Origin of the sequence: Paenibacillus helianthi, from assembly GCF_001909055.1 — a bacterium.
In the GTDB taxonomy this organism is placed as follows: Bacteria; Bacillota; Bacilli; order Paenibacillales; family Paenibacillaceae; genus Paenibacillus_AQ; species Paenibacillus_AQ helianthi.
Map to the genome: position 1 here is coordinate 36,419 of NZ_LVWI01000054.1, position 26,068 is coordinate 62,486.

At 50.3% G+C, this 26,068-nt stretch carries 23 protein-coding genes and 1 rRNA gene; all 24 read left to right on the top strand.

Annotated features, from left to right (window positions below; translation table 11 throughout):
* Nucleotides 1-170 precede the first annotated feature (170 nt).
* Nucleotides 171-2,678, top strand: a complete 2,508-nt coding sequence (gene spoIIE, locus A3844_RS20685) for a stage II sporulation protein E (protein WP_074108344.1) — start codon at nt 171-173, stop codon at nt 2,676-2,678.
* A 307-nt stretch (nt 2,679-2,985) separates the two neighbouring features.
* On the top strand, nt 2,986-3,732 hold the full coding sequence (locus A3844_RS20690; RefSeq protein ID WP_074102237.1) for a vWA domain-containing protein: 747 nt from the start codon (nt 2,986-2,988) through the stop codon (nt 3,730-3,732).
* Nucleotides 3,722-4,660, top strand: a complete 939-nt coding sequence (locus A3844_RS20695) for a serine/threonine protein kinase (protein ID WP_074086934.1) — start codon at nt 3,722-3,724, stop codon at nt 4,658-4,660. Before A3844_RS20690 ends, A3844_RS20695 begins: the two co-directional genes overlap by 11 nt.
* Nucleotides 4,661-4,735: 75 nt before the next feature.
* Nucleotides 4,736-6,178 carry a tRNA lysidine(34) synthetase TilS gene (tilS, locus tag A3844_RS20700; protein WP_074108353.1) on the top strand — a complete coding sequence of 481 codons (1,443 nt, stop codon included), beginning with the start codon at nt 4,736-4,738 and terminating at the stop codon, nt 6,176-6,178.
* A gap of 45 nt (nt 6,179-6,223) precedes the next feature.
* Nucleotides 6,224-6,763 (top strand): hypoxanthine phosphoribosyltransferase, encoded by a 540-nt coding sequence (gene hpt, locus A3844_RS20705; RefSeq protein ID WP_074086935.1) that lies wholly within the window; start codon nt 6,224-6,226, stop codon nt 6,761-6,763.
* A 109-nt stretch (nt 6,764-6,872) separates the two neighbouring features.
* Nucleotides 6,873-8,927: an ATP-dependent zinc metalloprotease FtsH gene (ftsH, locus tag A3844_RS20710; protein ID WP_074108345.1), complete on the top strand. Its 2,055-nt coding sequence runs from the start codon at nt 6,873-6,875 to the stop codon at nt 8,925-8,927.
* A gap of 259 nt (nt 8,928-9,186) precedes the next feature.
* A complete protein-coding gene (gene nadA / locus A3844_RS20715; RefSeq protein WP_074102238.1) occupies nt 9,187-10,125 on the top strand; it encodes a quinolinate synthase NadA in 939 nt (312 codons plus the stop codon).
* A 39-nt stretch (nt 10,126-10,164) separates the two neighbouring features.
* The gene (gene nadB / locus A3844_RS20720; RefSeq protein ID WP_074108346.1) at nt 10,165-11,781 is read left to right on the top strand and encodes an L-aspartate oxidase; all 1,617 of its coding nucleotides are present in this window, start codon (nt 10,165-10,167) and stop codon (nt 11,779-11,781) included.
* Complete coding sequence (gene nadC, locus A3844_RS20725) at nt 11,771-12,646, top strand: carboxylating nicotinate-nucleotide diphosphorylase (protein WP_074102240.1); 876 nt, start codon at nt 11,771-11,773, stop codon at nt 12,644-12,646. Before nadB ends, nadC begins: the two co-directional genes overlap by 11 nt.
* On the top strand, nt 12,643-13,410 hold the full coding sequence (locus A3844_RS20730) for a type III pantothenate kinase (RefSeq protein ID WP_074086940.1): 768 nt from the start codon (nt 12,643-12,645) through the stop codon (nt 13,408-13,410). The genes nadC and A3844_RS20730 overlap by 4 nt, the downstream gene beginning before the upstream one ends.
* A gap of 47 nt (nt 13,411-13,457) precedes the next feature.
* Nucleotides 13,458-14,342: an Hsp33 family molecular chaperone HslO gene (gene hslO, locus A3844_RS20735; RefSeq protein WP_074086941.1), complete on the top strand. Its 885-nt coding sequence runs from the start codon at nt 13,458-13,460 to the stop codon at nt 14,340-14,342.
* Between the two features lie 9 nt (nt 14,343-14,351).
* A complete protein-coding gene (locus tag A3844_RS20740; RefSeq protein ID WP_083606946.1) occupies nt 14,352-15,296 on the top strand; it encodes a peptidylprolyl isomerase in 945 nt (314 codons plus the stop codon).
* Between the two features lie 214 nt (nt 15,297-15,510).
* The gene (gene cysK, locus A3844_RS20745; protein WP_074086942.1) at nt 15,511-16,449 is read left to right on the top strand and encodes a cysteine synthase A; all 939 of its coding nucleotides are present in this window, start codon (nt 15,511-15,513) and stop codon (nt 16,447-16,449) included.
* 306 nt (nt 16,450-16,755) lie between these two features.
* Entirely contained in the window at nt 16,756-18,369 is a 1,614-nt protein-coding gene (locus A3844_RS20750) for an anthranilate synthase component I family protein (protein WP_244169814.1), read from the top strand.
* Entirely contained in the window at nt 18,369-18,950 is a 582-nt protein-coding gene (gene pabA / locus A3844_RS20755; protein ID WP_074108348.1) for an aminodeoxychorismate/anthranilate synthase component II, read from the top strand. The genes A3844_RS20750 and pabA overlap by 1 nt, the downstream gene beginning before the upstream one ends.
* Nucleotides 18,947-19,828 (top strand): aminotransferase class IV, encoded by an 882-nt coding sequence (locus tag A3844_RS20760; RefSeq protein WP_074108349.1) that lies wholly within the window; start codon nt 18,947-18,949, stop codon nt 19,826-19,828. Before pabA ends, A3844_RS20760 begins: the two co-directional genes overlap by 4 nt.
* Nucleotides 19,825-20,682: a dihydropteroate synthase gene (folP, locus tag A3844_RS20765; protein ID WP_074108354.1), complete on the top strand. Its 858-nt coding sequence runs from the start codon at nt 19,825-19,827 to the stop codon at nt 20,680-20,682. Before A3844_RS20760 ends, folP begins: the two co-directional genes overlap by 4 nt.
* A gap of 47 nt (nt 20,683-20,729) precedes the next feature.
* On the top strand, nt 20,730-21,092 hold the full coding sequence (folB, locus tag A3844_RS20770; RefSeq protein ID WP_074086947.1) for a dihydroneopterin aldolase: 363 nt from the start codon (nt 20,730-20,732) through the stop codon (nt 21,090-21,092).
* 10 nt (nt 21,093-21,102) lie between these two features.
* Complete coding sequence (gene folK / locus A3844_RS20775) at nt 21,103-21,654, top strand: 2-amino-4-hydroxy-6-hydroxymethyldihydropteridine diphosphokinase (protein ID WP_074108350.1); 552 nt, start codon at nt 21,103-21,105, stop codon at nt 21,652-21,654.
* Nucleotides 21,606-21,815, top strand: coding sequence for a helix-turn-helix domain-containing protein (locus A3844_RS20780; RefSeq protein ID WP_074086949.1), 210 nt, complete (start codon nt 21,606-21,608; stop codon nt 21,813-21,815). The genes folK and A3844_RS20780 overlap by 49 nt, the downstream gene beginning before the upstream one ends.
* A 50-nt stretch (nt 21,816-21,865) precedes the next feature.
* A complete protein-coding gene (gene dusB, locus A3844_RS20785; protein ID WP_074108351.1) occupies nt 21,866-22,882 on the top strand; it encodes a tRNA dihydrouridine synthase DusB in 1,017 nt (338 codons plus the stop codon).
* A gap of 203 nt (nt 22,883-23,085) precedes the next feature.
* Nucleotides 23,086-23,565, top strand: a complete 480-nt coding sequence (gene greA / locus A3844_RS20790; protein ID WP_074086951.1) for a transcription elongation factor GreA — start codon at nt 23,086-23,088, stop codon at nt 23,563-23,565.
* Nucleotides 23,566-23,821: 256 nt separating this feature from the next.
* Nucleotides 23,822-25,339: a lysine--tRNA ligase gene (lysS, locus tag A3844_RS20795; RefSeq protein ID WP_143192117.1), complete on the top strand. Its 1,518-nt coding sequence runs from the start codon at nt 23,822-23,824 to the stop codon at nt 25,337-25,339.
* Between the two features lie 358 nt (nt 25,340-25,697).
* A 16S ribosomal RNA gene (locus A3844_RS20800) occupies nt 25,698-26,068 on the top strand; the annotation flags it as partial.

A 26,068-nucleotide genomic window follows, 5' to 3' on the forward strand; every position in this document is an offset into this window, starting at 1 on the left:
CTCCGCCAACCGGCTGTCCCGCAAGGGATGCGCAGGCTTCTCCACAGAATGTCGGCACAGGCTTTTTTGTCGGAAATTTCTTACAGGCTGCCCTCCGTTTCTGACAAACTTTCCAAAGACCCCCGCTATATAATGAGACTCATAAATTCTTAAACGGGTGGTGTAGAGGAATGGGTAAAAGCAATGTGGTGAATTTGCCGGAGTGGACAAGAACTGGAAGCAATGACAAAGATCAGAGGGATAGCTGGGGGGACCGGGCTAAGGCGTGGAGTCTGAAGCAGCCGGTAATCCAGCTTTTCATAGTGAAAAAGTGGATGCTGCTTCTGAGTCTTATGGGTTTTCTGCTCGGCCGCGCGATGATACTGGACGAGCTGTCCCCTTTTGCTGCAGCTTACTTTGCCGTTATTGTATTTATGCGCAAAGACTCCATCTTGCCTGTAGCTGGCGCAATTATCCTTGGAAGCCTCTTTACTCCATTCCCTGGTGCCATAATAGTAGCCGCAGAGCTAATTATCTTTCTCTTGATTTATAAAGGCTTGGAGAGCTTTCAAAAAGTGGAGCTTTCCTATGCGCCGCTGATGGTCTTCGTCTCTTCGTTTATGGTGGGTTTGTTCCAAATCGTCATTGGGCCCTCGATTACCTGGTATTCGCTGATGATGGCAACACTGAATGCTCTGCTCGGATTCGTGCTTACTCTGGTATTCTTGCAGGCGCTTCCGATCTTTACGTATAAGCAAAAAAGCAGGGCGCTGCGTAATGAGGAAGTACTCTGCCTGATTATACTGCTGGCCTCAGTGATGACCGGCCTTGTGGGCTGGAGTGTAGGCGGATTATCGCTTGAGCATATCCTATCCCGCTTTCTGATTCTGCTGTTTGCCTTGGCTGGAGGTGCCCCGCTTGGTGCAGCCGTCGGTGTGGTTACCGGACTGATCCTCAGTCTGGCGGATATTGGGGCGATTTATCAGATGAGTCTCCTTGCCTTCTCAGGGATGCTGGCAGGCATGATGCAATCCGGGCGCAAAGGTGCGGTCTCTATCGGGATGCTGCTCGGCTCAACCATTCTGTCCGTCTACTTCCTGGGTCCGGGTGATGTGATGGCCTCTACCTGGGAGACCTGCGCAGCGGTAGTGTTGTTTCTTCTTACACCTAAAGGAATGATTTCTGCCATTGCCAAGTATGTACCGGGCACGCCAGACCATAGCCGTTCCCAACATGAATATGCGAGAAGGGTAAGGGATATTACAGCCGATCGGGTAACCCAGTTCTCCCAGGTATTCCGCCAATTATCGAGCAGCTTTGGTCAGATTCCCCGTGCCGGGGAAGCCGGTAAATCGGATCGTGAAATGGAGGATTTCATGAATACCGTGACCGAAGGGGCCTGCTCGGGCTGCATCCGCCGCTCCCATTGCTGGGATACCAAGTTCTATCAAACCTACCGCTATATGACCGATATGATGACAACGGTAGAGGAGTGCCCCGGCATTACGGCTGCCCAGCTTCCGCCGGAATGGAGCCGGATCTGCGGCAAAACTGCTGAGGTATTAGAAGTGATGAAAGGTCAATATGATCTATACCAGCATGATATGCGCTGGAAAAGACAAATATACGATAGCCGCCAATTTGTTGCCGAGCAGCTGTCAGGCGTGTCCCAGGTGATGGAGGATCTGGCCAAAGAGATCAAACGTGAAGGGCAGGCCATGTACCGTCAGGAAGGACAGATTCGTGAAGCACTGGAGAAGCTCGGCTTGTCCATCCACAGCATTGAGATTCTGAGCCTGGACCCGGGCCGGGTAGAGATCGAAGTCGTGCATGCCTATACCCGCGGCTTTGATGAATGCCGGAAGATGATTGCTCCGCTGCTCACTGACATTCTGGAGGAAAATATTGCAGTCGTAAATGAAACGGCGGTTCATCCCCGGGAGGGATTGTCGATGGTGACCTTTGGATCGGCCAAAGCCTATGAGGTAAATACAGGTGTTGCAGGAGCAGCCAAAGGCGGTGATATGCTATCGGGAGACAGCTTTAGCACTGTAGAGCTGGGCAATGGAACCTTTGCTGTCTCCATCAGTGATGGTATGGGCAACGGGGAGCGGGCCCGCATGGAGAGCAGCGCCGCGCTCGGGATGCTGGAAAAGCTGCTGCAGTCGGGGATGGACGAGAAACTCGCGGTCAAATCCGTTAATTCTATTCTGCTCCTGCGTTCTCCGGACGAATTCTATGCGACTGTGGATATGGCGCTGATTGACCAGTATTCAGCACAGACTACGTTTATGAAAATCGCGTCAGCCCCCAGCTTCATACGGCGGGGAAGTGAGGTCATTCCTGTTACAGCCAGCAATCTGCCGATTGGAATCATCAAGGATATTGAGGTTGACCTCGTCAGTATGCAGCTGCGTCCAGGGGATATTTTAATAATGATGACCGATGGTATTTATGATGCGCCCGGATATGCCGTTAATAAAGAAATATGGATGAAACGCTTAATCCAGGAGCTTGAGGGTGATGACCCCCAGGTGCTGGCCGATGATCTGCTGGAAAAGGTTATCCGGTATCAAGGTAATGAAATCCATGATGATATGACGATCGTAGTCAGCCGCTTGGATCACTTCCATCCGGAATGGTCCAGCCTGCATTTGCCCGGTATTGGCCGGATGGAGCGCCCGCGCACCGTAAGCTAATCTATCATTTAACTGATACTGTTTTTTGCAGCTATAACCGCTGGCTCAGATACGGATTGGAGAGGAATTTTGGAGCTGGAGAAGCGCTAGCGTTCGCCTTCGCCTTCGCCTTTGTCTTCTGATTTCAACCGCAAAGGGCGGTTTCCAAACAAGAAATCAGAAGACAACAGCGACCGGAAGCCCAAAACTTCCTTGCAGTGACGCATTTTCACGCATGATTTAATTCATTTTTCTCCGCTAAGCGGCGTTTGAAATCTCTCTACCTTGGATATGCTAGAAACATATACGAGGAAGGGAGTGATCGGTCATGAAGCAAATCCTGCTTATTACTGACGGTTGTTCGAACGTAGGGGAGAGTCCGGTGATGGCTGCGGCGCATGCGCGTCAGGAAGGCATCACCGTTAATGTGGTCGGTGTAGTCGATTATGGCACCATCGGGGAGCTTGGCAGCCAAGAGATTGCGGATATTGCCAAGGCCGGCGGCGGTATCAGCCGGATCGTAGGAACGCCGCAGCTGGCACAGACGATTCAGATGATGACCCGCAAGACGGTGGTTCAGACGATTCAACAGGCGGTTAATAAAGAGGTAAAAAAAATACTCGGAGAAGGCTCACTGGAAGAGCTGCCTCCGCTGCAGCGCTCGCAGGTGGTTACAGTTGTCGATGAATTGACCGAAACCTCACCACTGCGTATTGCGCTTTTGATCGATGCCAGTGCGAGCATGAAGCCTAAGCTGGGTGCTGTAGAAGATGCGATCCGTGATCTGGCGCTTAGCCTGGAGGCCCGGGAGGGTAAGAGCGAAATAGCCGTCTTCCATTTTCCGGGACGCTCCAGCAGTGAGGATGCCGTGCTGGATATGGACTGGACACATAATGTGTCGGAGGTCCGCTCCTTGTTCTCCAAGCTTAAGATGCGTGGGGCCACGCCTACCGGACCGGCCATATTCAAGGTGCTTGAGCATTACCGTTATGATACACTGGATGGACACCGTGAACGTCCGACAGATGACGGCTACGATGAAAAAGAAGGGATGATTGGTGGGTATGTCGTCTAATCCGCCCTATCCTGCCGGCACGGTAATCAGCGGCAAATGGCGGGGGAACCGTTATGTCGTTGAGCGGATGCTGGGAAGAGGAGCGAACGGAACCGTATATCTGGTGCAGCGGGAAGGCAGACGGGAGCACTATGCCCTCAAGATCGGTAACGATACCCTTGAGCTGCAATCCGAGATCAATGTTCTGACCAGCCTGCAATCCAGCAGGAAGCGAAAAGAGCATCGTGCACACCGTGAATCTCCCTTGTCTTCCTATTTACTCGAATCAGATGATTTTAAAGACGCCGACAGCGTACCTTTTTATGTTATGCGTTATGTGGAGGGCCGGCCGCTGCACCATTTTTTAGCCAAGAACGGAGCCTCCTGGCTAGGTCTGGTTGGCCTCAAGCTGCTGGAGAAGCTACGGAATCTGCACGAGTGCGGCTTTGTGTTTGGAGATTTGAAGCCAGAGAACGTAATGGTGTCCAATTACGGAGAGGCAGAGCTGATTGATTACGGCGGTGCCAGCCCGCTGGGCCGCAGCGTGAAGCAATTTACCGAATGGCATGACCGCGGGTACTGGAATGCGGGCAGCCGTATGGGGGATGAGAATTATGATCTGTTTGCCTTTGCTGTGCTGTGTCTGCGTTTGCTGGATGAAGAAGGGTTGAAGACAGCTGCCTCCCAGCTGCCGCAGACTAGAAGTGCCGACGAGCTGCTGAAGCTGGCCAGAACTTTGCCCGATAAGAAGCTCTCTGCTTGGCTGTGTCTGGCACTTAAAGGCGGGTTCCCGGGAACGGAGGCGGCAACAGAAGCCTGGAGGACCCATATTTACAATTCAAGAAAACCGGGGAAAGAATCAATGGCGACACCCGGCTGGTTAAAAAGTGCATTCGCGCTATCCTTATTTTTGCTGGTATTTACGATTTACTACGTATTTCGATTTTGAAATTATACATAATATCGGGAGGTCTTGGCATCTCATGCCAGTTCCGGCCCGTTACCGGGTGAGAAAGGGAGCCGTATGGAGCAAATGAAAGAACTGGTGGAATCCGTATTGGAGTCTGCAGCCGAGCATCAGCTATGGTCGCCCCATGACACCATTGTAGTCGCAGTTTCCGGAGGGCCGGACTCTGTGGCTCTTTTGCATATTCTGTATGAAATCGCCTTGAACCGGATACCGCTAACCTTAATCTGTGCGCATGTGAATCATGGCTTTCGAGCAGAATCGGCAGAAGAAGCGGAATCTGTCCGTGCCATGGCTCGTGAGCTCGGGCTTCCCTTTGAAATGGCAGAGTTTGATATTCCCTCTCTCGTCAAGGAGAGCGGTCTTGGACCGGAGGGAGCAGCACGGCAGAAACGCTATCAGTTTCTCATCGATACGGCGCACCGCTATGGAGCCCGTTCGGTTGCGTTGGCTCACCATGCAGACGATCAGGCCGAAACTGTGCTGATGCGTATGCTTCGGGGAAGCGGTCCTTCAGGCCTTGGGGGGATGCGGTGGAAACGCACCGAAAAAAAGGTGGAACTGATCCGGCCCTTCCTGCGTATTAACAAAACAGCTCTTGTCGAATTGTGCCAGCAGGAGGGGTTTTCCTATGCGGAGGATGCCAGTAATTTAAAGACGGAGTATAGACGCAATGCGGTAAGGCTGGAACTAATTCCAACGCTTGAAGAGTACAATCCTAGAGTGAAGCAGTCACTACTTCAATTGTCTGAAATTGTTCAGGCGGAAGATGAGTTTATGGAAGCGGCAGCGGCAAAATGTTTTGATGAGCTCGTTCTGGTCGATTCTGGAAAATGCTCTCTGAAGAGGACCTCATTTACGGCCGTACCCTCCGCTTTACAACGGCGTTTGATTAAACTAATATTAAATTATCTGTCGGCGGATTCATCGAGCTTGGATTTTTCCAAGATTGAAGCAGTACGCCGGGGAACGCTGCAGGAGCATCCCACGGTATGGAGTTTGAATTTGGGTAGCGGACTGACCTGTATGCGGCAATATGATACTATTGTGTTCTTGTCCAAGCCTCCGAAGCAGCAATTAAGCTATACATATCGGCTGTCTTTGCCTCATCCCCGTATTGAAATTAAGGAGATAGGAAAAGTATTGACGATGTCGGTGCTGGAGAGAGAAAATTTTTCTGTACTGGGGGAGGACTTTGGGGAAATGTTGGCGTGGTTTGACAGCAGCGAGCTGGTCCTGCCACTCACCATCCGTTCCCGTTTGCCTGGAGATACCATAAGGGTTATGGGATTAAACGGAAGCAAAAAGGTAAAAGATATTTACATTGATGATAAAATACCTTCTTCCGAACGCTCTGCGATTCCCCTTGTTTGTGATGGTCTGGGCAATATCGTCTGGATTCCGGGCGTTAGACGCTCGATGCATGCCGCAGTAGGGCGGCACACGGCCTCGGTTCTTTTATTGTCTCTGGAGGATAAGGAGAAGAGCGAAGAGGCGTAATGGTCAAAGTAAGTCTTTCATAGTATAACTTAGGAGGTTCGCAAGTTGCAGAACGATATTCAGGAAATCTTGATCAGCGAAGAGGAAATTCAACAAAGAATCAGGGAACTCGGCGCCCAGCTGAGTACGGAATATGCAGGACGCACGCCACTCGTCATCTGTGTGCTAAAAGGCGCGTTTATCTTTATGGCAGATTTGGTTAAAGTCATTACAGTGCCTGTTGAAATGGATTTCATGGCTGTATCCAGCTATGGAGCATCCACCAAATCCTCAGGCGTAGTCAAAATCATCAAGGATCTGGACGCTTCCGTTGAGGGACGCGATGTTCTGATTGTGGAGGACATTATTGACAGCGGGCTTACGCTTAGCTATTTGATTGAAATGCTTCAAGGGCGCAATGCTGCATCAGTGACTGTGGTCACCTTGTTCGACAAACCCGCAGGGCGCACAGTTAGTCTGGAAGCCGCGTATACCGGATTTGTAATTCCGGACGAATTCGTAGTAGGGTATGGACTGGATTATGCCGAGCAGTATCGGAACCTCCCTTACGTCGGTGTACTGAAGCCTGAGATTTATTCCAAATGAGCTAATCGCAGCCTTAGATCTACGGATCCGTTCCCTGGCTTCTGTCAAATTTGAGGAGTCTGGGCAGGCTATGGTACAATAACTTGAGTGTTGTGAGAGGAGGTAGGGGATGAATCGGTTCATCCGGAATTCTGGTTTTTATTTGATTTTATTTTTAGTCGTGGTGGGCATTGTCCAGTTTGTAAGCAATGGAAATGAATCCGCCGATTTCCCTAGATATGATGAGTTAAGACAGGAGATCAAGAATAACAATGTGAAGAGCATGACGATTCAGTTCGAAGGCAATGCTTTTGCCGTAACCGGCGAATATAAACAGCAGCCTTCAGGTGCTAAATCGAAGAACTTTTCCACATTTGTTCCTCCTACAGATCAAGCCATTAATGAACTCGTAGATGCCAGTGATAATAACGGCATAGAGTTATCGCAGAAGAAGATGGAAGGTGACAGCATTTGGCTGACGTTCCTTTCTTCCATCATTCCGCTGGTTATCATGTTCATCCTGTTCTTCTTCCTGTTTAATCAGGCACAGGGTGGCGGCGGCAAGGTAATGAATTTCGGTAAGAGCAAGGCCCGGTTATATAATGAAGAGAAGAAGAAAATTAGTTTCGAGGATGTTGCAGGGGCCGATGAAGAGAAGCAGGAGCTTGTCGAAGTCGTGGAATTCCTCAAAGATCCGCGTAAATTTGCCGCAGTAGGTGCCCGCATTCCTAAGGGTGTGCTTCTCGTGGGCCCTCCAGGTACAGGTAAAACCCTGTTGGCCCGTGCGGTAGCCGGTGAAGCCGGTGTTCCTTTCTTCAGCATCTCCGGTTCCGACTTCGTCGAAATGTTCGTCGGTGTCGGCGCTTCCCGAGTACGTGATTTGTTCGAGAACGCTAAGAAGAATGCACCTTGTATCATCTTTATCGATGAAATAGATGCGGTTGGACGTCAGCGTGGCGCAGGACTTGGCGGCGGACATGACGAACGTGAACAAACCCTCAACCAATTGCTCGTTGAAATGGATGGCTTTGGCGGTAATGAAGGAATAATTATCGTTGCGGCTACCAACCGTGCAGATATCCTTGACCCGGCCCTGCTTCGTCCAGGACGCTTTGACCGTCAGATTACAGTGGATCGTCCGGATGTGAAAGGCCGCGAAGCTGTACTCAAGGTTCATTCCCGCAATAAGCCATTGACGAAGGACGTTAGACTTGACGTTATCGCCAAGCGTACTACCGGTTTCACTGGAGCGGATTTGGAGAACCTGCTAAATGAGGCAGCCCTCCTCGCTGCACGGCGTAACCGTAAGGATATTTCCATGAACGAAGTGGATGAAGCTATTGACCGGGTAATCGTAGGTACCGAGAAACGCAGCCGTGTCATTAGTGATCGCGAGAAGCGTATTGTGGCTTACCACGAAGCAGGTCATACGATTGTCGGTTATTTCCTGGAGCATGCGGATATGGTTCACAAGGTGACCATCATCCCGCGTGGCCGTGCAGGCGGATACGTAATTATGCTTCCGAAAGAAGACCGGATGCTTGTTACCAAGCAGGAATTGCTTGATAAGGTAACCGGACTCCTTGGCGGGCGTGTCGCTGAAGAGCTATTCATTGGCGAGATCGGTACAGGCGCATACAGTGACTTCCAGCAGGCTACGCGAATTGTGCGCAGCATGATTATGGAATACGGTATGAGTGATAAGCTGGGACCTATGCAGTTCGGTACTTCTCAGGGCCAGGTTTTCCTGGGCCGTGATATCGGGCATGAGCAGAATTACAGTGACTCCATTGCATACGAGATCGATCAGGAGATGCAGAACTTTATCCGCAGCAGTTATGAACGCTGTAAAGAGCTGTTGACCAAATACTCCAAAGAGATGCACCTGATTGCCAATACGCTTCTTGAAAAAGAAACGCTGGAGCTGGATCAGATCAAGGAATTGATCGAGCAGGGTTATCTGACAGAAGACGGCAAACCGTTAGAATTACCTGGCGTTACTCACGAAGAAGGCGAGCCTGTCATTGATTCCATTGGTGATGTGCGTGTCCGCATTCAAGGTAAAGCTGAGGATACCTCTACTACTATCGGGGACTTGTCCAAGGATATCCCGAACAACCCGGATACAGAGCATGGAAACGGCTCGGATGACGGCAATAAAGACGGTGGCGGAAGTCTCGTCTAGATTGTAAGTGATTTAAGATCCGGAGAACCTTAGGGTTCTCCGGATTTTTTTATCTTTTCAGTGCCCAGATGAACCTCTTCTGCCAGCCGGGTTACATTGACAGTGGGTGGAACGTTGTGTACATTAGTGATTAAATATTAAATAATATATGACGAATCAATCGCAGGGCTGGGTGGCTGCTGCGTACCCGCAAATTTCGGGGAGATTGCTAAGTATGTGCCGGCTAAAAGCCGTGAAGACATAAGGGGGAGAACAGACCGTGGAAGCTCTGGCGCTTGAGCGCAAGCAGGAACAGAATCGTGAACTTCGTGTGCGCCTCGAACAGCTTAAGAAAGAACGGAACGCAATCATTTTGGCTCATTATTATCAGCGTGATGAAATTCAGGAAGTGGCAGATTTTCGGGGAGACTCATTTTTACTTGCTCAAAAGGCAGCCGAAACCGATGCTGATGTAATTGTATTCTGCGGTGTCCACTTCATGGGAGAGAGCGCCAAAATTCTGGCTCCGAATAAAACGGTCCTTATTCCGGATGAGCGCGCTGGCTGTCCGATGGCCGACATGGTGAATGTGGATGGTTTGCGCAAGCTGAAGGCACAGCACCCTAATGCCAAAGTCGTTACCTATATCAATTCGTCAGCGGAAATCAAGGCGGAAACGGATATTTGCTGTACATCTGCCAATGCGGTGAAGGTTATTGAATCGCTGGATGCCGAAGAAATTATCTGGGTGCCTGACAAGAACCTGGGCCAATATGTTCAGGATCAGACCGGCAAGAAGCTGATCATCTGGGAAGGCTACTGTAATACCCATGACATGCTCACCGTCAAAGATGTAATTGAAATGAGAGCAAAATATCCGGAAGCGGAATTTGTAGTTCATCCGGAATGCCGTCCTGAGGTAGTGGCCATGGGTGATTATGTAGGCAGTACTACATCCATTATTGATTATTGTAAAAAATCCGGCCGCAAGCAGTTCATTGTTGGAACAGAAGATGGTACCGGCTATCAGCTCCGTAAAGACAGTCCGGATAAAGAGTTTCATTTTGCCACCAAATTTCTCGTTTGCCCTAATATGAAAGTAAATAATCTCAAAAAGCTGGTCAAATGCCTGGAGACGATGAAGCCGCAGATTTATGTACCGCCCGCTGTCGCCGACAAAGCCAGAACATCCCTAGAGCGCATGCTACAAGTCCGGTAGCATGCGCTACTCTTTCGTTGAAACAGGTGAAAAGCGGTCATGATTCCACAATATTTGGTTGATTTCGACCTTAGCGAGCTTCCAACAGTCCAAACGGATTGTATCGTCATCGGTTCAGGCATCGCCGGTTTGTTCACAGCGATCAAAGCCAGTGAAGACCGGAAAGTCATTATGATAACCAAAAAAACGCTGATGGAGAGCAACACCCGTTATGCCCAGGGTGGCATAGCTGCTGTATTTGCCGATGATGATTCACCAGCCTATCACCGTCAGGATACACTGATGGCGGGAGCGGGACTTAACTCATCAGCGGCTGTTGATGTTCTTGTAAATGAAGGGCCTGAAGGTGTGCGTGAGTTAATCCGTCTAGGCACACTTTTTGATAAAGAGAACGGCGTGATTGCGCTCACCCAAGAAGGTGCGCACAGCCACCGGCGTATTCTGCATGCCAATGGGGATGCAACGGGATATGAAATTGTGCGCGCTTTGGGGGAGCAGGTAGCGGAGCATGAAAATATTGAGGTATGGGATGATCATTTTGTGATCGATCTTATCACTGACGGAGGAGAATGTGTGGGTGCCCTGGTCCAACGCCCTGGGGGCGGACGTTTGTTTCTCAAGGCAGCTGCAACCATACTGTGCTCCGGGGGAGCCGGTCAGTTGTACCGTTATACCACGAACCCTGAGGTGGCAACCGGAGATGGTGTGGCAATTGCTTACCGGGCCGGCGTGCATATTCGCGACATGGAATTTATTCAATTCCACCCTACAGCGCTCAGTTATCCGGGGGCACCGCGTTTTCTGATCTCCGAGGCAGTCCGCGGTGAAGGTGCCGTGCTGCGCAATATCAATGGTGAACGTTTCATGGAGCGCTATCATGAGATGCTGGAGCTTGCGCCTCGTGATATCGTTGCACGGGCCATCATCAGTGAAATGGAGCTGACCAAATCTACTTTTGTGTACCTGGATATTACTCACGAGTCGGCAGAAATGGTCAGACACCGTTTTCCGACTATTTATGGAACCTGTATGAGTTATGGGCTGGATATTACAAGTGATTGGATTCCAGTGGCTCCGGCTGCGCATTATATGATGGGGGGCATCAAGACCGATCTTAATGGAGAGAGCAATATCTCAAGGTTGTTTGCCTGCGGGGAAGTGTCCTCAACCGGAGTGCAGGGAGCTAATCGGCTGGCCAGTAATTCACTGTCCGAGGCTGTTGTTTTTGGTCGGAGGATTATTGAACGTATCCGTCAGCTGCCGCCACTTGAGCGTGGCGTTATAGCAGCAGGATGCGATGAAGGAAGGGGGGAATCCCCAACCCAGGCTATTGTAGAGCGCCGTCTGAAGGTACAAAAGGTAATGGTGCGATATGCAGGTCTGCGGCGGAATGAAGAGATGCTGCTCAAAGGATTAGATGAATTGAAGCGTCAACTGCCTATCTTCCATTCGGCTTTGACCAAACGTGAAGAATACGAGTTCGCGAATATGCTGACCTGTTGTCTGCTGATTACCGAATCAGCCTTAGCACGTCATGAGAGCCGAGGTGCGCATTACCGTGAGGATTATCCGCAGCGTGATGATGCCCAGTGGCAGAAGCATCTGCTTCAGATTCGTGAACTGGGAATAGTGGAGGAATTAAGTGATGATGTTTAATGGCTACAATGAAGAACTGGTACAAATGATTAAGGGCTGGCTGCATGAGGATGTCGGCTCTGGTGATATCACAAGCCGCACAACGATTCCCGCAGGGCACGAATCCAAGGGGATCATTCACGCCAAAGAGGATGGTATTATCTGTGGTGTTCCTGTAGCAGAGCTGGTTTTTGAGGTGGTAGATCCTTCCCTTGTGTTCACTGCCATGGTACAAGAAGGTCAGGCTATAACCAAAGGGACTGTTATCGCCGAGGTAGAAGGCAGTACACATTCGATTCTCACCGGAGAACGTTTAGCACTTAATTTAATGCAGCGTTTATCGGGTGTGGCTTCCCGTACCCACTCTTTTGTACAAAAGCTTGAGGGATTGCCTTCCCGGCTGGTGGATACACGCAAAACAACTCCTGGTCACCGGATGCTGGAGAAATACGCCGTTCGTATTGGCGGTGGCGCCAATCACCGGTTCGGCCTCTACGATGCCGTAATGATTAAAGATAACCACATCAAGGGAGCCGGGGGAATTCGTCAGGCTGTTGGACGGGCTCGGGCCAATATTCCGCACACGATGACCATTGAAGTGGAGACGGAGAGCCTGGATCAGGTTGAAGAAGCGATTGCGGCAGGGGCCGATATTATTATGCTGGACAATATGTCCCCTGAACTGATGACTGAAGCCGTAAGACGGATTAAAACCAAAGCCCCTCATGTCAAAACCGAAGCCTCCGGCAACGTGTCCTTAGAGACAGTCCGCCGCATTGCTGAGACCGGAGTTGATGTGATTTCTGTCGGCAGGCTCACCTATTCCTTCTCCAGTCTGGATATCAGTCTGGATCTGAATGCGAAGAAGGAGGAGCACCTCTCATGATGCTTGCTGTAGATATCGGGAATACAAATATCGTCCTTGGGGTATACCGGGGGCGTGAACTACTCCATCATTTCAGGCTCAGCACTGCCCGGCAATCGACATCAGATGAATACGGTGTATTGATTCATAATTTGTTTCATATGTCGAATATATCTTTTAAAGACGTGGAAGGGGTCATAATCTCCTCGGTTGTTCCACCCCTTGTACAGGTGATTGTGGAAATGTGCGTGAAATACATTGGCAAGGAACCGCTGCTTGTTGGCCCGGGCATTAAGACCGGGCTTAATCTGCGGTATGAGAATCCACGTGAAGTTGGTGCTGACCGGATTGTAAATGCGGTTGCCGCCATTGAACAATATAAATGTCCGCTAGTCGTCGTTGATTTTGGAACGGCGACTACGTTTGACTGCATTGATGCCGGTGCAAACTATCTTGGCGGTGCGATTGTACCGGGACTGGGCATTTCTACCGAAGCATTGTATCAGCGGGCATCCAAGCTGCCGCGGATCGAACTTGAGAAGCCGAAGAAAGTCATTGGACGCAATACCGTACACGCCATGCAGGCTGGGATTATTTTTGGCTACGCTGGTCAGGTTGAAGGTATTGTGAAACGCATTAAGCTGGAGATGAATGCCCCGGTGCTGAAAGTAATTGCTACTGGAGGCCTGGCGACACTGATTGCCGGTGAAACCGAATGTATTGATGAAGTTAATCCTATGCTGACGCTGGAAGGCTTAAGAATTATTTATGACCGTAACAAATAAAGATATAGAACCCGTATGGGGTAAATGACAGGAGGAGTATGCAACCAATGGATGAAAAAAAAGATCGGCTGGTTCGGGGAACGGCGATGAACGGCAAAGTAAGAGCTTTTGCAGTCCGTACCACTGAGCTTGTCGACGAGCTTCGGCGCAGACATGATACGTATCCCACAGCAACAGCTGCGCTGGGCCGTACAGTTACAGCCGCTGCTATGATGGGTGCCATGCTCAAGGGTGAGGAAAAACTGGCAATTATGGTCAAGGGGAATGGACCGCTTGGACAGATTGTTGCGGAATCTAATTCTCTTGGAGAAGTTCGTGGTTATGTACAGAATCCGCATGTTCATTTGCCTAGCAACAGTCTCGGCAAACTGGATGTAGCGGGAGCAGTAGGAACAGAAGGGTTCATTGATATCAGTAAGGACCTGGGGATGAAGGAGCCTTACCGGGGGAGCGTTCCTATTGTTTCGGGAGAGCTTGGTGAGGATTTTACCTATTATTTTGCAGTATCCGAGCAAACCCCGGCTGCGGTAGGGCTTGGAGTGCTTGTTGAAACGGATAACTCTGTGAAAGTTGCCGGTGGATTTATTGTGCAGCTCCTTCCAGGCCTCACCGATGATGAGATCACGGTGATTGAGCGGGCAGTAGGTGCACTGCCTTCTGTTACCGCCGTTCTCGAGCAGGGACTCGAACCGGAAGAGATGCTTCGCTGGTTGCTTCCTGATGTAATTATTATGGATGAACTCGATATAAATTTTGTCTGCCAATGCTCCCGTGAGCGTGTAGAGCAAACGTTGGTGAGTCTGGGCCAGCATGAGCTGGAACGGTTAATTGAAGAAGATGACCAGGCGGAAGTGGTATGCCACTTTTGTAACGAGGCCTATGTATTTCATAAGGATGAATTGCAGGTTATCCTGAATCAAGCGAAATCGTAGGGCTATGGGATGATGACAAGACAAGAGCGCGTGCTGCGCAATGCCGTTATTCTACTGGCGATCGCAACATTAATGCTCGGAGGTTTATTGTTCTGGAGTCTGCGGGCTATGGCCATACTCAAGGGAGAAGTCGCAGAGGGGGAGTCCTCGGACATTGCAAGAGCGGGAGATCAGCCGGTTACAGACCAGCAATGGATAGATGAGCTCAAAAAAAAGCATGGAGATGAAGTGCTCCTTGGATTGCTAAATCATATTGTAGTCAGCAAAGAGGCCAAGGCCTTGAAGATTACCGTAACCGATCATGAGGTCGAGAAGGAACTGCAGCGCAGTATGGCTGGTTACAGCTCCGAACAGCAATATTACGAACAGATGGAGTCAGAGCTGGGGCTCTCCCGTGAAGAAGTACGGGAAGAGGCGGTCTATCGTCTTACGCTGCAAGCAATAGCAACAGCGGGAATTAACATCAGTGAGAGCGAAATTGATGATTATTTAGCGCAAAATGCCGAGCGGTTCACTCCCAAGAAGGAAATGCAACTCTCCATGATCAAGGTGTCCACTTACGATGAGGCGGAAAAAGTAATGGACCGCCTGGAGCAGGGGGAGAATTTTGCAGAACTGGCCAGGGAGCTGTCCATCGATGAAGAAAGCCGCCTCCGTGGAGGAAGCATTGGTATGGTGGAGGAGGATGACCCATTCTGGCCGGAGGATCTCTTGAAGACTGCTGCTGGCCTGGAGGCGGGTGACATTGCAGGTCCGCTGCAGACAGGGGGAACTTATGCGGTAATTCGCCTGGAGCAAGCTATCGTGCCCAGGAAGCAGGATCAAGCTGAAGTCCGGCAGCAGGTACGGGAAGAGCTTGCGCTGGAGAAGGCCCCCCCGCTACAGAAGGTGGAAAGTGATTTGCGCGCTAAATATGATACAGCGATATATATTGACAACAGCCTGCAAGATTGATAATATGAACTTAATGTAAAACCTACTGATTTAGTCGGAAATAACAAACGGCGGACGGTTCAATTCCGCTGTCCAGCACTATAACTTGGCGCTGCGGTGTTGAATGTCCTGGTGCAGACCTAGCCGTTTTTTCATACACCCGGGAATTTATACTGAAGACTATTGTCTCAAGTTACGCACCCATTCATTTATCATTCCAAGGAGGTCTTTACTCATGGCTAAAGTCGTCAACAGTGTAACAGATTTGATCGGAGGCACACCGCTCGTTCGTCTCAACCGGGTGGTCCCCGAAGGTTCTGCTGAAATCTATCTGAAGCTTGAATATCAAAACCCGGGCTCCAGCGTGAAAGACCGCATTGCGATCAGCATCGTGGAAGAGGCTGAGAAGGAAGGGCTTCTGAAGCCAGGCGGTACCATTGTAGAAGCTACCAGTGGTAACACTGGTATTGGCCTGGCACTTGTTGCTGCAGCCAAAGGCTACAAGGCGGTTATTGTTATGCCGGAAACAATGAGCCTTGAACGGCGCAATCTGCTGCGTGCTTATGGTGCGGAGCTTGTCCTTACTCCAGGATCAGAAGGTATGAACGGTGCAGTTAAGAAGGCTGAACAAATCCTTAGCGAGAATCCTGACTTCTTCTTGGCTGAGCAGTTTAAGAATAAGGCGAACGTGAAGATTCACCGCGAAACTACCGGTCCTGAGATTGTTGAAGCCATTGAGTCCATCGGTGGACCACTGGATGCTTTCATTGCCGGAGTAGGTACGGGTGGAACAATCACAGGGGCTGGCGAGATTCTGAAGGACAAATACCCAGATGTGAAGATCTATGCTGTTGAACCAGCGGCATCACCAATTCTGGCTGGTGGTAAGCCAGGCCCGCATAAGATCCAAGGGATCGGCGCGAACTTCATTCCCGACATCCTGAATCAGAAGATCTATGATGAGATTATCCATGTAGAGAATGACGAAGCATTCGAAACCGCGCGCCGTGTAGCGAAGGAAGAAGGCGTTCTGTCTGGTATTTCTTCCGGTGCAGCCGTCTTCGCTGCCCTCAAAGTAGCCAAAGAGCTGGGAGCAGGCAAAAAGATCGTTGTGATTATTCCAAGTAACGGCGAACGTTACCTGAGTACTCCACTTTACAATTTCGAAGTGTAATTGCTGATTTGCATATCGTCCATAGAGCCTTCCATCCGCTGTCATAGGGATGTGAAGGCTCTTTTTTCGGAAAATCAATCCATCAGGCTTTTCAAAACAGTCCAAAGTACAGTATACTGACAGGCAATAAACCAAAGGATAAGGGAATGGATTAACCGTGAGGATTGCTTAGGGCGGGTTGTGTACAGAGTGAATTCACAGGAAGCGTATGCTGCACAAAACTAAGCAGATGCTTCCGTAGCAAGTTTTGTTGCGAAGTAAATTCACAAGAAGCGTATGCTGCACAAAACTTTTAGGGGGATGGCATTGGAAATCATAACAGCATGGCAGGACTGGGAGCTATGGGCGCAGGCAGAGTGGAGCCTTCTCCCCCTTATTATACAATCGCCTCAGGACAAGGGAGGATTGCCCGCCTCCTGGAAGAAAGCCTGGGAGACGGCCTCCCCGTATTCAGTGGTACTGGAGAGCGGGAAAGGAGGCCGTTATACATACCTTGGCTTAAATCCGGTTTCTGTGCTGCAAGGCAAAGAAAGCTCGGCTGAAGTACGCAGCTTCTCTCCAGATGCGGCTAATACAAATGAGCCCAGGCTCCAATCTGTCATAAATGGTCAACCATTGGAGGTGCTGGAGGGCTGGATGAAGGATTTCACTTCACCGTGCGTCCAGCCCTCTGCACTGCCTCCCTTTATAGGCGGCTGCATTGGATTTCTCAGCTATGATGTGGCCCGTTCCCTGGAGAAGCTGCCTGTCTTGGCTAAGGACGATCCGGGCTTTCCCGATTACCTCTTTATGAGGCTGGAGGAGCTGTGGATTTATGATCATCAGGAGGACATGCTGTACTGCACAGTGCATGTTCCGTTTGTTCCTGCGAACCTGTCTGGCCCTGGTGAATTGAAGGGTCTGTATCAAGACGCTCTCCGGCGGGCAGAGCAGATGCTGGAGCAATGGCGGCTGATCTCAGCCACCCCAGGGGTTTCAGAATGCAGTGCTGAAGAAGCTGCCGAGGCTGCCATCCTTGAAGCCCATACCCATGTTTCCGGTGAGTGGCCGGCCATGACTTCAGCCTTCTCGCCCGAGCAGTTTCAGCAGGCAGTTCAGGAGGTTCAGGAATACATCCGGCAAGGGGATGTATTCCAGGTGAATCTGTCGCTGCGTCAAGAAGCGCAGCTGAAATCCTCGCCGGAGGATGTGTATGAATGGCTGCGCAAGCTCAATCCGTCCCCGTACATGGGGCTGCTGCGCTCGCCCGGCTTCGCACTTGCCAGCGCTTCGCCCGAGCTGCTCGTCAAGCTGCACGGGGACAAGGTCAGTGCACGCCCCATAGCCGGTACCCGGCGCCGGGGCCTCACTCCCGCGGAGGACGCCGCCATGGAGGCGGAGCTGCGCGGGAGCGAGAAGGAGATCGCCGAGCATATTATGCTTGTCGATCTGGAGAGGAGCGACATCGGCCGTGTCGCTGCATATGGAACGGTCAGCGTGCCGGAGCTGCTGACCGTGGAGCGATACTCGCATGTGATGCATCTCGTCTCGCAGGTGGAGGGCACTGTCGCGCCCGGTAAAGGCGCTTACGATGTCACGGCCGCCTTGTTCCCCGGCGGCACGATCACCGGCGCACCCAAGGTGCGCACGATGGAGATCATCGAGGAGCTGGAGCCCGTTCGGCGTGGTCCATATACGGGGTCGATGGGCTGGATTGACTATAACGGCAATATGGAATTAAATATTATTATACGGACACTGGCGGTTAAGGACGGAGTAGGTTACATCCAGACAGGTGCGGGTATTGTGATCGACTCTGACCCGTACCGGGAATACCGGGAATGCCATAATAAAGCCAAAGCCATAGTGAAGGCGGTTCTCTGCAGCGAGTATCAGCAGGAATCACGGATGACCGGCGGCGCCGAAGGAGGAGCAATATAATGATTTTGGTTATCGATAATTATGATTCCTTTACGTACAACCTGGTGCAGTATCTAGGAGAGCTTGGGGAAGAAGTGAAGGTATCCCGCAATGATGAGATTACCATTCAGGAGATTGAGGCGCTCGCACCGGACCATATCCTGATTTCTCCGGGGCCGTGTACACCGAATGAAGCGGGCATTAGCCTTGAGCTACTGCAGCATTTCAAAGGAATCATTCCGATCTTCGGTGTCTGTCTGGGCCATCAGGCGATCGGGCAGGCTTTTGGCGGCAATGTTATTCGGGCGGAGCGCCTGATGCATGGCAAAACCTCGCCCATCCACCACAACGGAACCTCGGTATTTGAGGGACTGGAATCTCCATTCACTGCAACCCGCTATCATTCACTGATCGTGGAACGCGATAGTTTGCCTGACTGTTTGGAGATTACGGCGGAAACAGCGGAAGGTGAAATTATGGCCTTGCGCCACAAAGAATACCTGATAGAGGGTGTACAGTTTCATCCTGAATCGATTATTACCGATCATGGGCACACCATACTACGCAATTTCCTGAAACGGAGAGCCGGAGAACCGGTATGAATTATATTGGATTGAACAACAGGGTCGTTGATTCCAAAGATGCCGTGATTTCCGCTCTGGATCACGGATTTTTGTATGGTATGGGCCTTTTTGAGACTTTTCGGACATACGGGGGCGAACCCTTTTTGCTGCAGCGGCACATCGACAGACTGGCGGATGGCTGCAGACAGCTCGGAATTCCCTTTGAGGGAGATATTGCTGAGCTCAGGGACTGGATTCAGCGTGTAATGGGCAAAAATGAACTACAGGATGCCTATATTCGTTACACCGTAACAGCCGGTGAAGATATTCTGGGTTTGCCTGCGGGCGACTACAGTCAGCCCAATCATTTGCTCTACATCAAAGAATTGCCGAAGTTCCCTGACACTTTCTACCTGGAAGGCAAAGGCCTGCAAGTATTGAACCTGCCGCGTAATACGCCGGAGGGCCCGGTGCGCTTCAAGTCGCTGCATTATATGAACAATATCCTCGCGAAGCGTGAACTGGCAGGATATGCTTCAGCTGCAACCGGTGCAGAGGGATTGATGTTGACTGCACAGGGCGAGATTGCCGAGGGCATCGTCAGCAATGTTTTTTTCGTTAACAATAACGTGCTCTACACACCGAGTGTAGCCACCGGCATCCTGCCGGGAATTACCCGGGAAATGGTATTAGAACTGGCGCTCGATGCTGGACTGCAGACAGAAGAAGGCTTGTATAGGTGGGAGCAGATTGCAGAAGCGGATGAGATTTTTTTAACCAATTCGGTACAGGAGATCGTTCCGGTTACAACGCTGTGGTGTACAAATGGGCGGCAGACGGTAAGTGGCGGGCGCTGCGGGAGAATTACAGCATTATTGCTGGAATGGTACAGAGAGAGGACGGGATTGCTGAAATGAGACCCGTGATATACAAACGGAACTACCGAATAGGTGCAGCGGAACTGACACTAGGTGAACGAACCTTGATTATGGGCATCCTGAATGTTACCCCGGATTCCTTTTCCGATGGAGGGTTGTGGGACGAGCCGGTTCGGGCGGTAGAGCATGCGTTGCAAATGGCGTCGGAGGGTGCCGATATTATTGATATTGGCGGCGAGTCGACACGGCCCGGTCATCAACCCGTAAGTCAGGAAGAAGAACTGGCGCGCATATTGCCTGTCATTGAGAGCATTCACCGTGCGGCTCCCCATCTGCCTTTGTCGATTGACACCTACAAGGCCGAAGTGGCCCGCAAGGCCATTCAGGCAGGTGCCCACATCATTAATGATGTCTGGGGCGCCAAGGCTGACCCGAATATGGCGGCTGTAGCTGCGGAAAGCGGCTGTCCCATCATTCTCATGCATAACCGCAATGACCGGAATTATCAGGATCTGGCTCGTGATATGTCTGCCGACCTTGCGGAAAGCATAAATCTGGCGTTGGCCGCAGGAGTGAGGCCGGAGAACATTATTATTGATCCCGGGATTGGATTTGCTAAGGATTATACAGAGAATCTTCAGGCCATGATGAATCTGGACCGGCTGAGCGAGCTTGGATATCCGGTACTGTTGGCCACTTCCCGCAAAAAATTCATTCGGACTGTGCTGGATCTCCCTGCAGATGATGTGGTAGAAGGCACTGCGGCCACTGTAGCATTCGGAATTGCCCAAGGCTGCCAGATCGTGCGGGTACACGATGTATCCAGAATCAAGCGTACGGTGCAGATGTGCGATGCCATGCTTTACGCTGCGGGGACGCTGGCACGTGGCTAACATACGATCAACTATAGATTATTTGGATAAGAAAGCAGGTAACCCCTATGGATAAAATGACACTGCACCGCATGGAATACTACGGCTATCATGGAGTGTTTGAAGAGGAGCGCAAGCTCGGTCAGCGATTTTACATTGATCTGGAGCTGGAGCTTGATCTGCAGGGCGCTGGCCTTAATGATGATCTCACCTTGACTGTGAATTATGCCGAAGTGCATTTCCTTGTCAAAAAAATTGTCGAAACAAAGTCATTTAAACTCATTGAAGCTTTGGCTGAATATATTGCATCCTCAGTACTGGACACTTATACTGTTATCAATGCAGTAACGGTGAAGGTGACCAAACCGCATCCGCCGTTCGACATTCACTTTCAAGGAGTGACCGTAGAGCTGCACAGAACCAGAAAGTGAGAACTTGGCAATGACCATACATTCTACCTCTGAGGCATCAGAGGCTTATATTGCTTTAGGGGCTAATTTGGGTGACCGTGAGGGGAGCCTGAAAGCGGCATTGAAAAGGCTGAACCAGCATGAGCAGATTGAAGTGACCCGCTGTTCACACGTATACGAAACGGAGCCTGTCGGGTATTTGGACCAGCCGCAGTTTCTGAATATGGCGGCGGCGCTTCGTACAACGCTTGCCCCGGAGGCGCTGCTTCAGGAGATGCTTAGCATCGAAAGTCAGCTGGGCCGTGTCCGGGATGTCCGTTATGGACCGAGAACGGTAGACTTGGATTTGTTATGGATGGAGAATCAGCATTTTGACACACCCGAATTAACACTGCCGCATCCGCGGATGCAGGAGCGGGCGTTTGTGCTAGTTCCACTAAGTGATGTCGTTCCGCACAATGAAGAGTCTTCCGGACTTCGGCAGTTCATTACAGCAGCGCTACAAGACATAGACGGAAGGGAAGGAATTCGCTTGTGGACAACAAACGTATGGGACGGAGGGTCAGAGCTTTCCGAAAGCTGAAGGGCTACACTCAGCAGGAGCTTGCGGACTCTGTCGGAATATCTTTGGCTGTACTAGGTGCAGTGGAGCGGGGTAACAGACGCTTGGAAGATCAAATTTTAAATAAAATTGCGGACGTTCTCGGAGTTGCTGCAGACGAATTAGCCATTCCTACTAATTGAGGGAGCGTTTATATAGATCCCCACAAATCAAATCAAGGAAGTGAACAAACATGCTGAAAATTGGCAATATTGAGATGAAGAACCAGGTTGTGCTGGCGCCTATGGCAGGCGTGTGTAATCCGGCATTTCGTCTGATTGCCAAAGAATTCGGAACCGGTCTGGTCTGTGCCGAAATGGTAAGTGGCAAGGCGATTGTACACGGCAACCCGCGTACGCGGGAGATGCTGTTTGTGGATGAGCGGGAGAAGCCCCTAAGTCTGCAGATTTTTGGTGGTGACCGTGAGTCTCTGGTGGAAGCAGCCAAGGTCGTTGATAAAGAGACAAATGCTGATATTATCGATATAAATATGGGCTGCCCTGTACCCAAAGTGACCAAATGCGACGCGGGAGCCCGCTGGCTGCTGAGTCCTGATAAAATCTACGAGATGGTGTCTGCAGTTGTTGACGCCGTGGATAAACCTGTGACCGTAAAAATGCGGATTGGCTGGGACAGCGAGCATATTTTTGTGGAAGACAACGCGCGCGCTGTTGAACGTGCTGGGGGCCAGGCGGTAAGTGTTCATGGCCGGACCCGTGAGCAGCTTTATACCGGGCTTGCTGATTGGAAGTACATCCGTATGGCTAAAGAAGCAGTTTCTATTCCGGTGATCGGCAACGGAGACGTGAATACTCCGGAGGATGCGCGGGCTATGCTGGATCAGACCGGCTGCGACGGTGTAATGATTGGACGCGGAGCACTGGGCAATCCGTGGATGCTGTACCGCACAATCCAATATCTGGGCACAGGTGAGCTTATGCCTGAACCCGGAGCAGAAGAAAAGATCAAAGTTGCCATTCTTCATATGGACCGTCTGATCAGCCTGAAGGGCGAAGCGGTAGCTGTCCGTGAAATGCGCAAGCATCTGGCCTGGTATTTGAAGGGGATGAAGGCAGCCGCCCGTGTGAAGGATGTCATTATGGAAGAAACCAAGCGTGATGAAATGGTACGGATATTGAACGAATTTGTCATACAGCTTAAGGAAGGTGAGGAGCAGGAAGGCCTGTATTCTTCGCTTTCAGCGGTCTAACACTTCATTTCCCTGTCTTTTGGACACACACTCGAACATTATATGGGGCATCATTGACATTTTGTAGCGGTTCCAATATAATTTCACAGTATAAAATCGCCGTTACAGCAAGCGTTAATGCAGCAGGGAGGGTTCTTATCCCTCCGGATTCGCATATAGTATGGTGTTTTCAATAAATGTATACGACAGGAGAATCGGTTGAGATGAGCGATAAAGAAGTCATCCTTACACCGGACGGACTTAAGCGTCTGGAAGAAGAACTGGAGACCCTCAAATCCGTAAAACGCCGCGAGGTAGCTGAACGGATTAAAGTAGCCATTGGCTACGGAGATATCAGTGAGAACTCAGAGTACGAGGACGCCAAGAACGAGCAGGCTTTCATTGAAGGACGTATCATTACTTTGGAAAAAATGCTCCGTAATGCGCGCATCATCAACAGCGACGAAATCGTTACCGATGTAGTAAGCATTGGGGTTACTGTTAGCGTTGAGGATTTGGAATATGGCGACGTCATGGAATATTTGATTGTCGGCACTGCTGAGTCCGATCCGCTGAATAATAAGATCTCCAATGAAAGTCCGGTAGGCCGGGCCATTATCGGCAAGAAGATTGGTACCGTTGTTGATGTTAGTGTTCCTGCAGGAGTCATTCAATATAAAATTCTTGATATTAGAATGAAGTAATAGGTACCATAAGGGGTAAGTCAAGAAAGCTTCCTTAGGGAAGCTTTTTTCAAAAGATAAGAGGTTTTATAGATCGCCTTATAAATTATCCTTATCTTTCTGGGGAAATGGCGTTGCCTCTAATGGGGACGGCCAAGCTGTTTCAGCCTGCAACAATAGAGCTTCTATTTGTACGGGAACGGACTGTCCTCTTGCATAGGGATGGAGCCGTTTCTTCTTGTGTATATGACAGAGTGAGTAAGAGAGGATGAAAGATATGACCGAGGAAATGAACACTGCGGAGAACACGGAAAAAGAACTTAGCGAACTGCTGACGATCCGCCGCGGCAAACTGGACGAGCTTCGTGCACTGGGGATCGATCCGTTTGGTAAAAAGTATGAGCGTACGACAGGTGCCGGAGATATTATGTCCAAGTACGACGGACAAACCAAAGAGGAGCTGGACGAGCTTAACCTGGAAGTCAGCATTGCCGGACGCATTATGGCTAAGCGCGTGATGGGTAAAGCCAGCTTTGCCCACATCCAGGATCTTAGCGGCAGGATTCAAATCTATGTCCGTCAGGACAGTATTTCCGAAGCACAGTATGCGGCATTTAACGTTCTAGATTTGGGCGATATCATTGGCGTTCGCGGAACAGTGTTCAAAACCAGAACCGGTGAAACCTCTATTAAAGTGCATAACCTTGAGGTTCTATCCAAATCGCTGCTTCCGCTTCCCGAGAAATATCACGGTCTGAAAGATGTGGAGCTGCGCTACCGCCAGCGTTATGTCGATCTGATCATTAATCCTGAGGTTCAGCAGACATTCATTACCCGGTCACGGATCATTCAGTCGATGCGCCGTTATCTGGATTCACTTGGCTACCTTGAGGTGGAAACACCAACACTGCATGCCATCGCCGGTGGAGCTGCGGCCCGTCCGTTTATTACTCACCACAATACACTCGATATGCAGCTGTATATGCGTATTGCCATTGAACTGCATCTGAAGCGTCTGATCGTCGGCGGTTTGGAAAAAGTATATGAAATTGGCCGCGTGTACCGGAACGAAGGCATTTCAACGCGCCACAACCCGGAATTTACAATGATCGAGCTGTACGAAGCTTATGCTGATTACAAAGACATTATGCACTTAACCGAGAGCATGATCGCTCATATTGCCCAGGAGGTTCTGGGTACCCAGAAGATTAATTATCAAGGCCAGGAAGTAGACCTGACGCCGCAATGGCGCCGGGTGACTATGGTGGACGCTGTCAAAGAAGTGACAGGAGTTGATTTTGGCGTTCATATGACGGATGAGGAAGCTCAGCGTCTGGCGAAGGAGCACCGTGTGCCTGTTGAAAAGCACATGACCTTTGGACACATCCTGAATGCCTTCTTTGAGCAATTTGTAGAAGAAACACTGATTCAGCCGACCTTTGTTACAGGCCATCCGGTTGAAATCTCTCCACTTGCCAAAAAGAATGATCAAGACCCTCGTTTTACAGATCGTTTTGAGCTGTTTATCGTGGCTCGTGAGCATGCGAATGCGTTTAGCGAGCTGAATGATCCTATCGACCAGCGTCAGCGCTTTGAAGCGCAGATTCAGGAAAAAGAAAAAGGGAACGACGAAGCTCATGAAATGGATGATGATTTCATCCGTGCTCTTGAATACGGTATGCCGCCTACAGGCGGACTTGGAATTGGTGTGGACCGGCTAATCATGTTGCTTACCAACGCTGCATCGATCCGCGATGTGCTGCTGTTCCCTCATATGCGTAGCCGTACAGAGTAATAGTATATGCCTTTAACCTGATTCCGAAGGGAACGCAAGGATGCGTTTCTCCTCGGAATCATTTTTATAAAAATAATGCTTGCAATGAAACTCTGTACATGGTATATTCTTATTCCGGCCATGAAACATCAACGCCGAGCTCGAAAAGAAGTTGAAAAAAAGAGCTTGCATTACTCGGTCGAACGTGATATATTATAAGAGTTGCTGGTGATGAGTTAATCGGCGCCGACGACGGGCTTGATCTTTGAAAACTGAACAACGAGTGAGTGGGATTTCACGCAAGTGAGATCCAAAAAAATAGAGAATATTTTATTCTCGTCAGATGTTTCAAAATGAGCAATCGCTCTTTCTAAATACCAATTTGGAGAGTTTGATCCTGGCTCAGGACGAACGCTGGCGGCGTGCCTAATACATGCAAGTCGAGCGGATCTTATCCTTCGGGATAAGCTTAGCGGCGGACGGGTGAGTAACACGTAGGCAACCTACCCTCTAGACTGGGATAACTACCGGAAACGGTAGCTAATACCGGATAATTCCTTCACCCTCATGGGCGAGGGATGAAAGGCGGAGCAATCTGCTACTAGAGGATGGGCCTGCGGCGCATTAGCTAGTTGGTGGGGTAACGGCCTACCAAGGCGACGATGCGTAGCCGACCTGAGAGGGTGAACGGCCACACTGGGACTGAGACACGGCCCAGACTCCTACGGGAGGCAGCAGTAGGGAATCTTC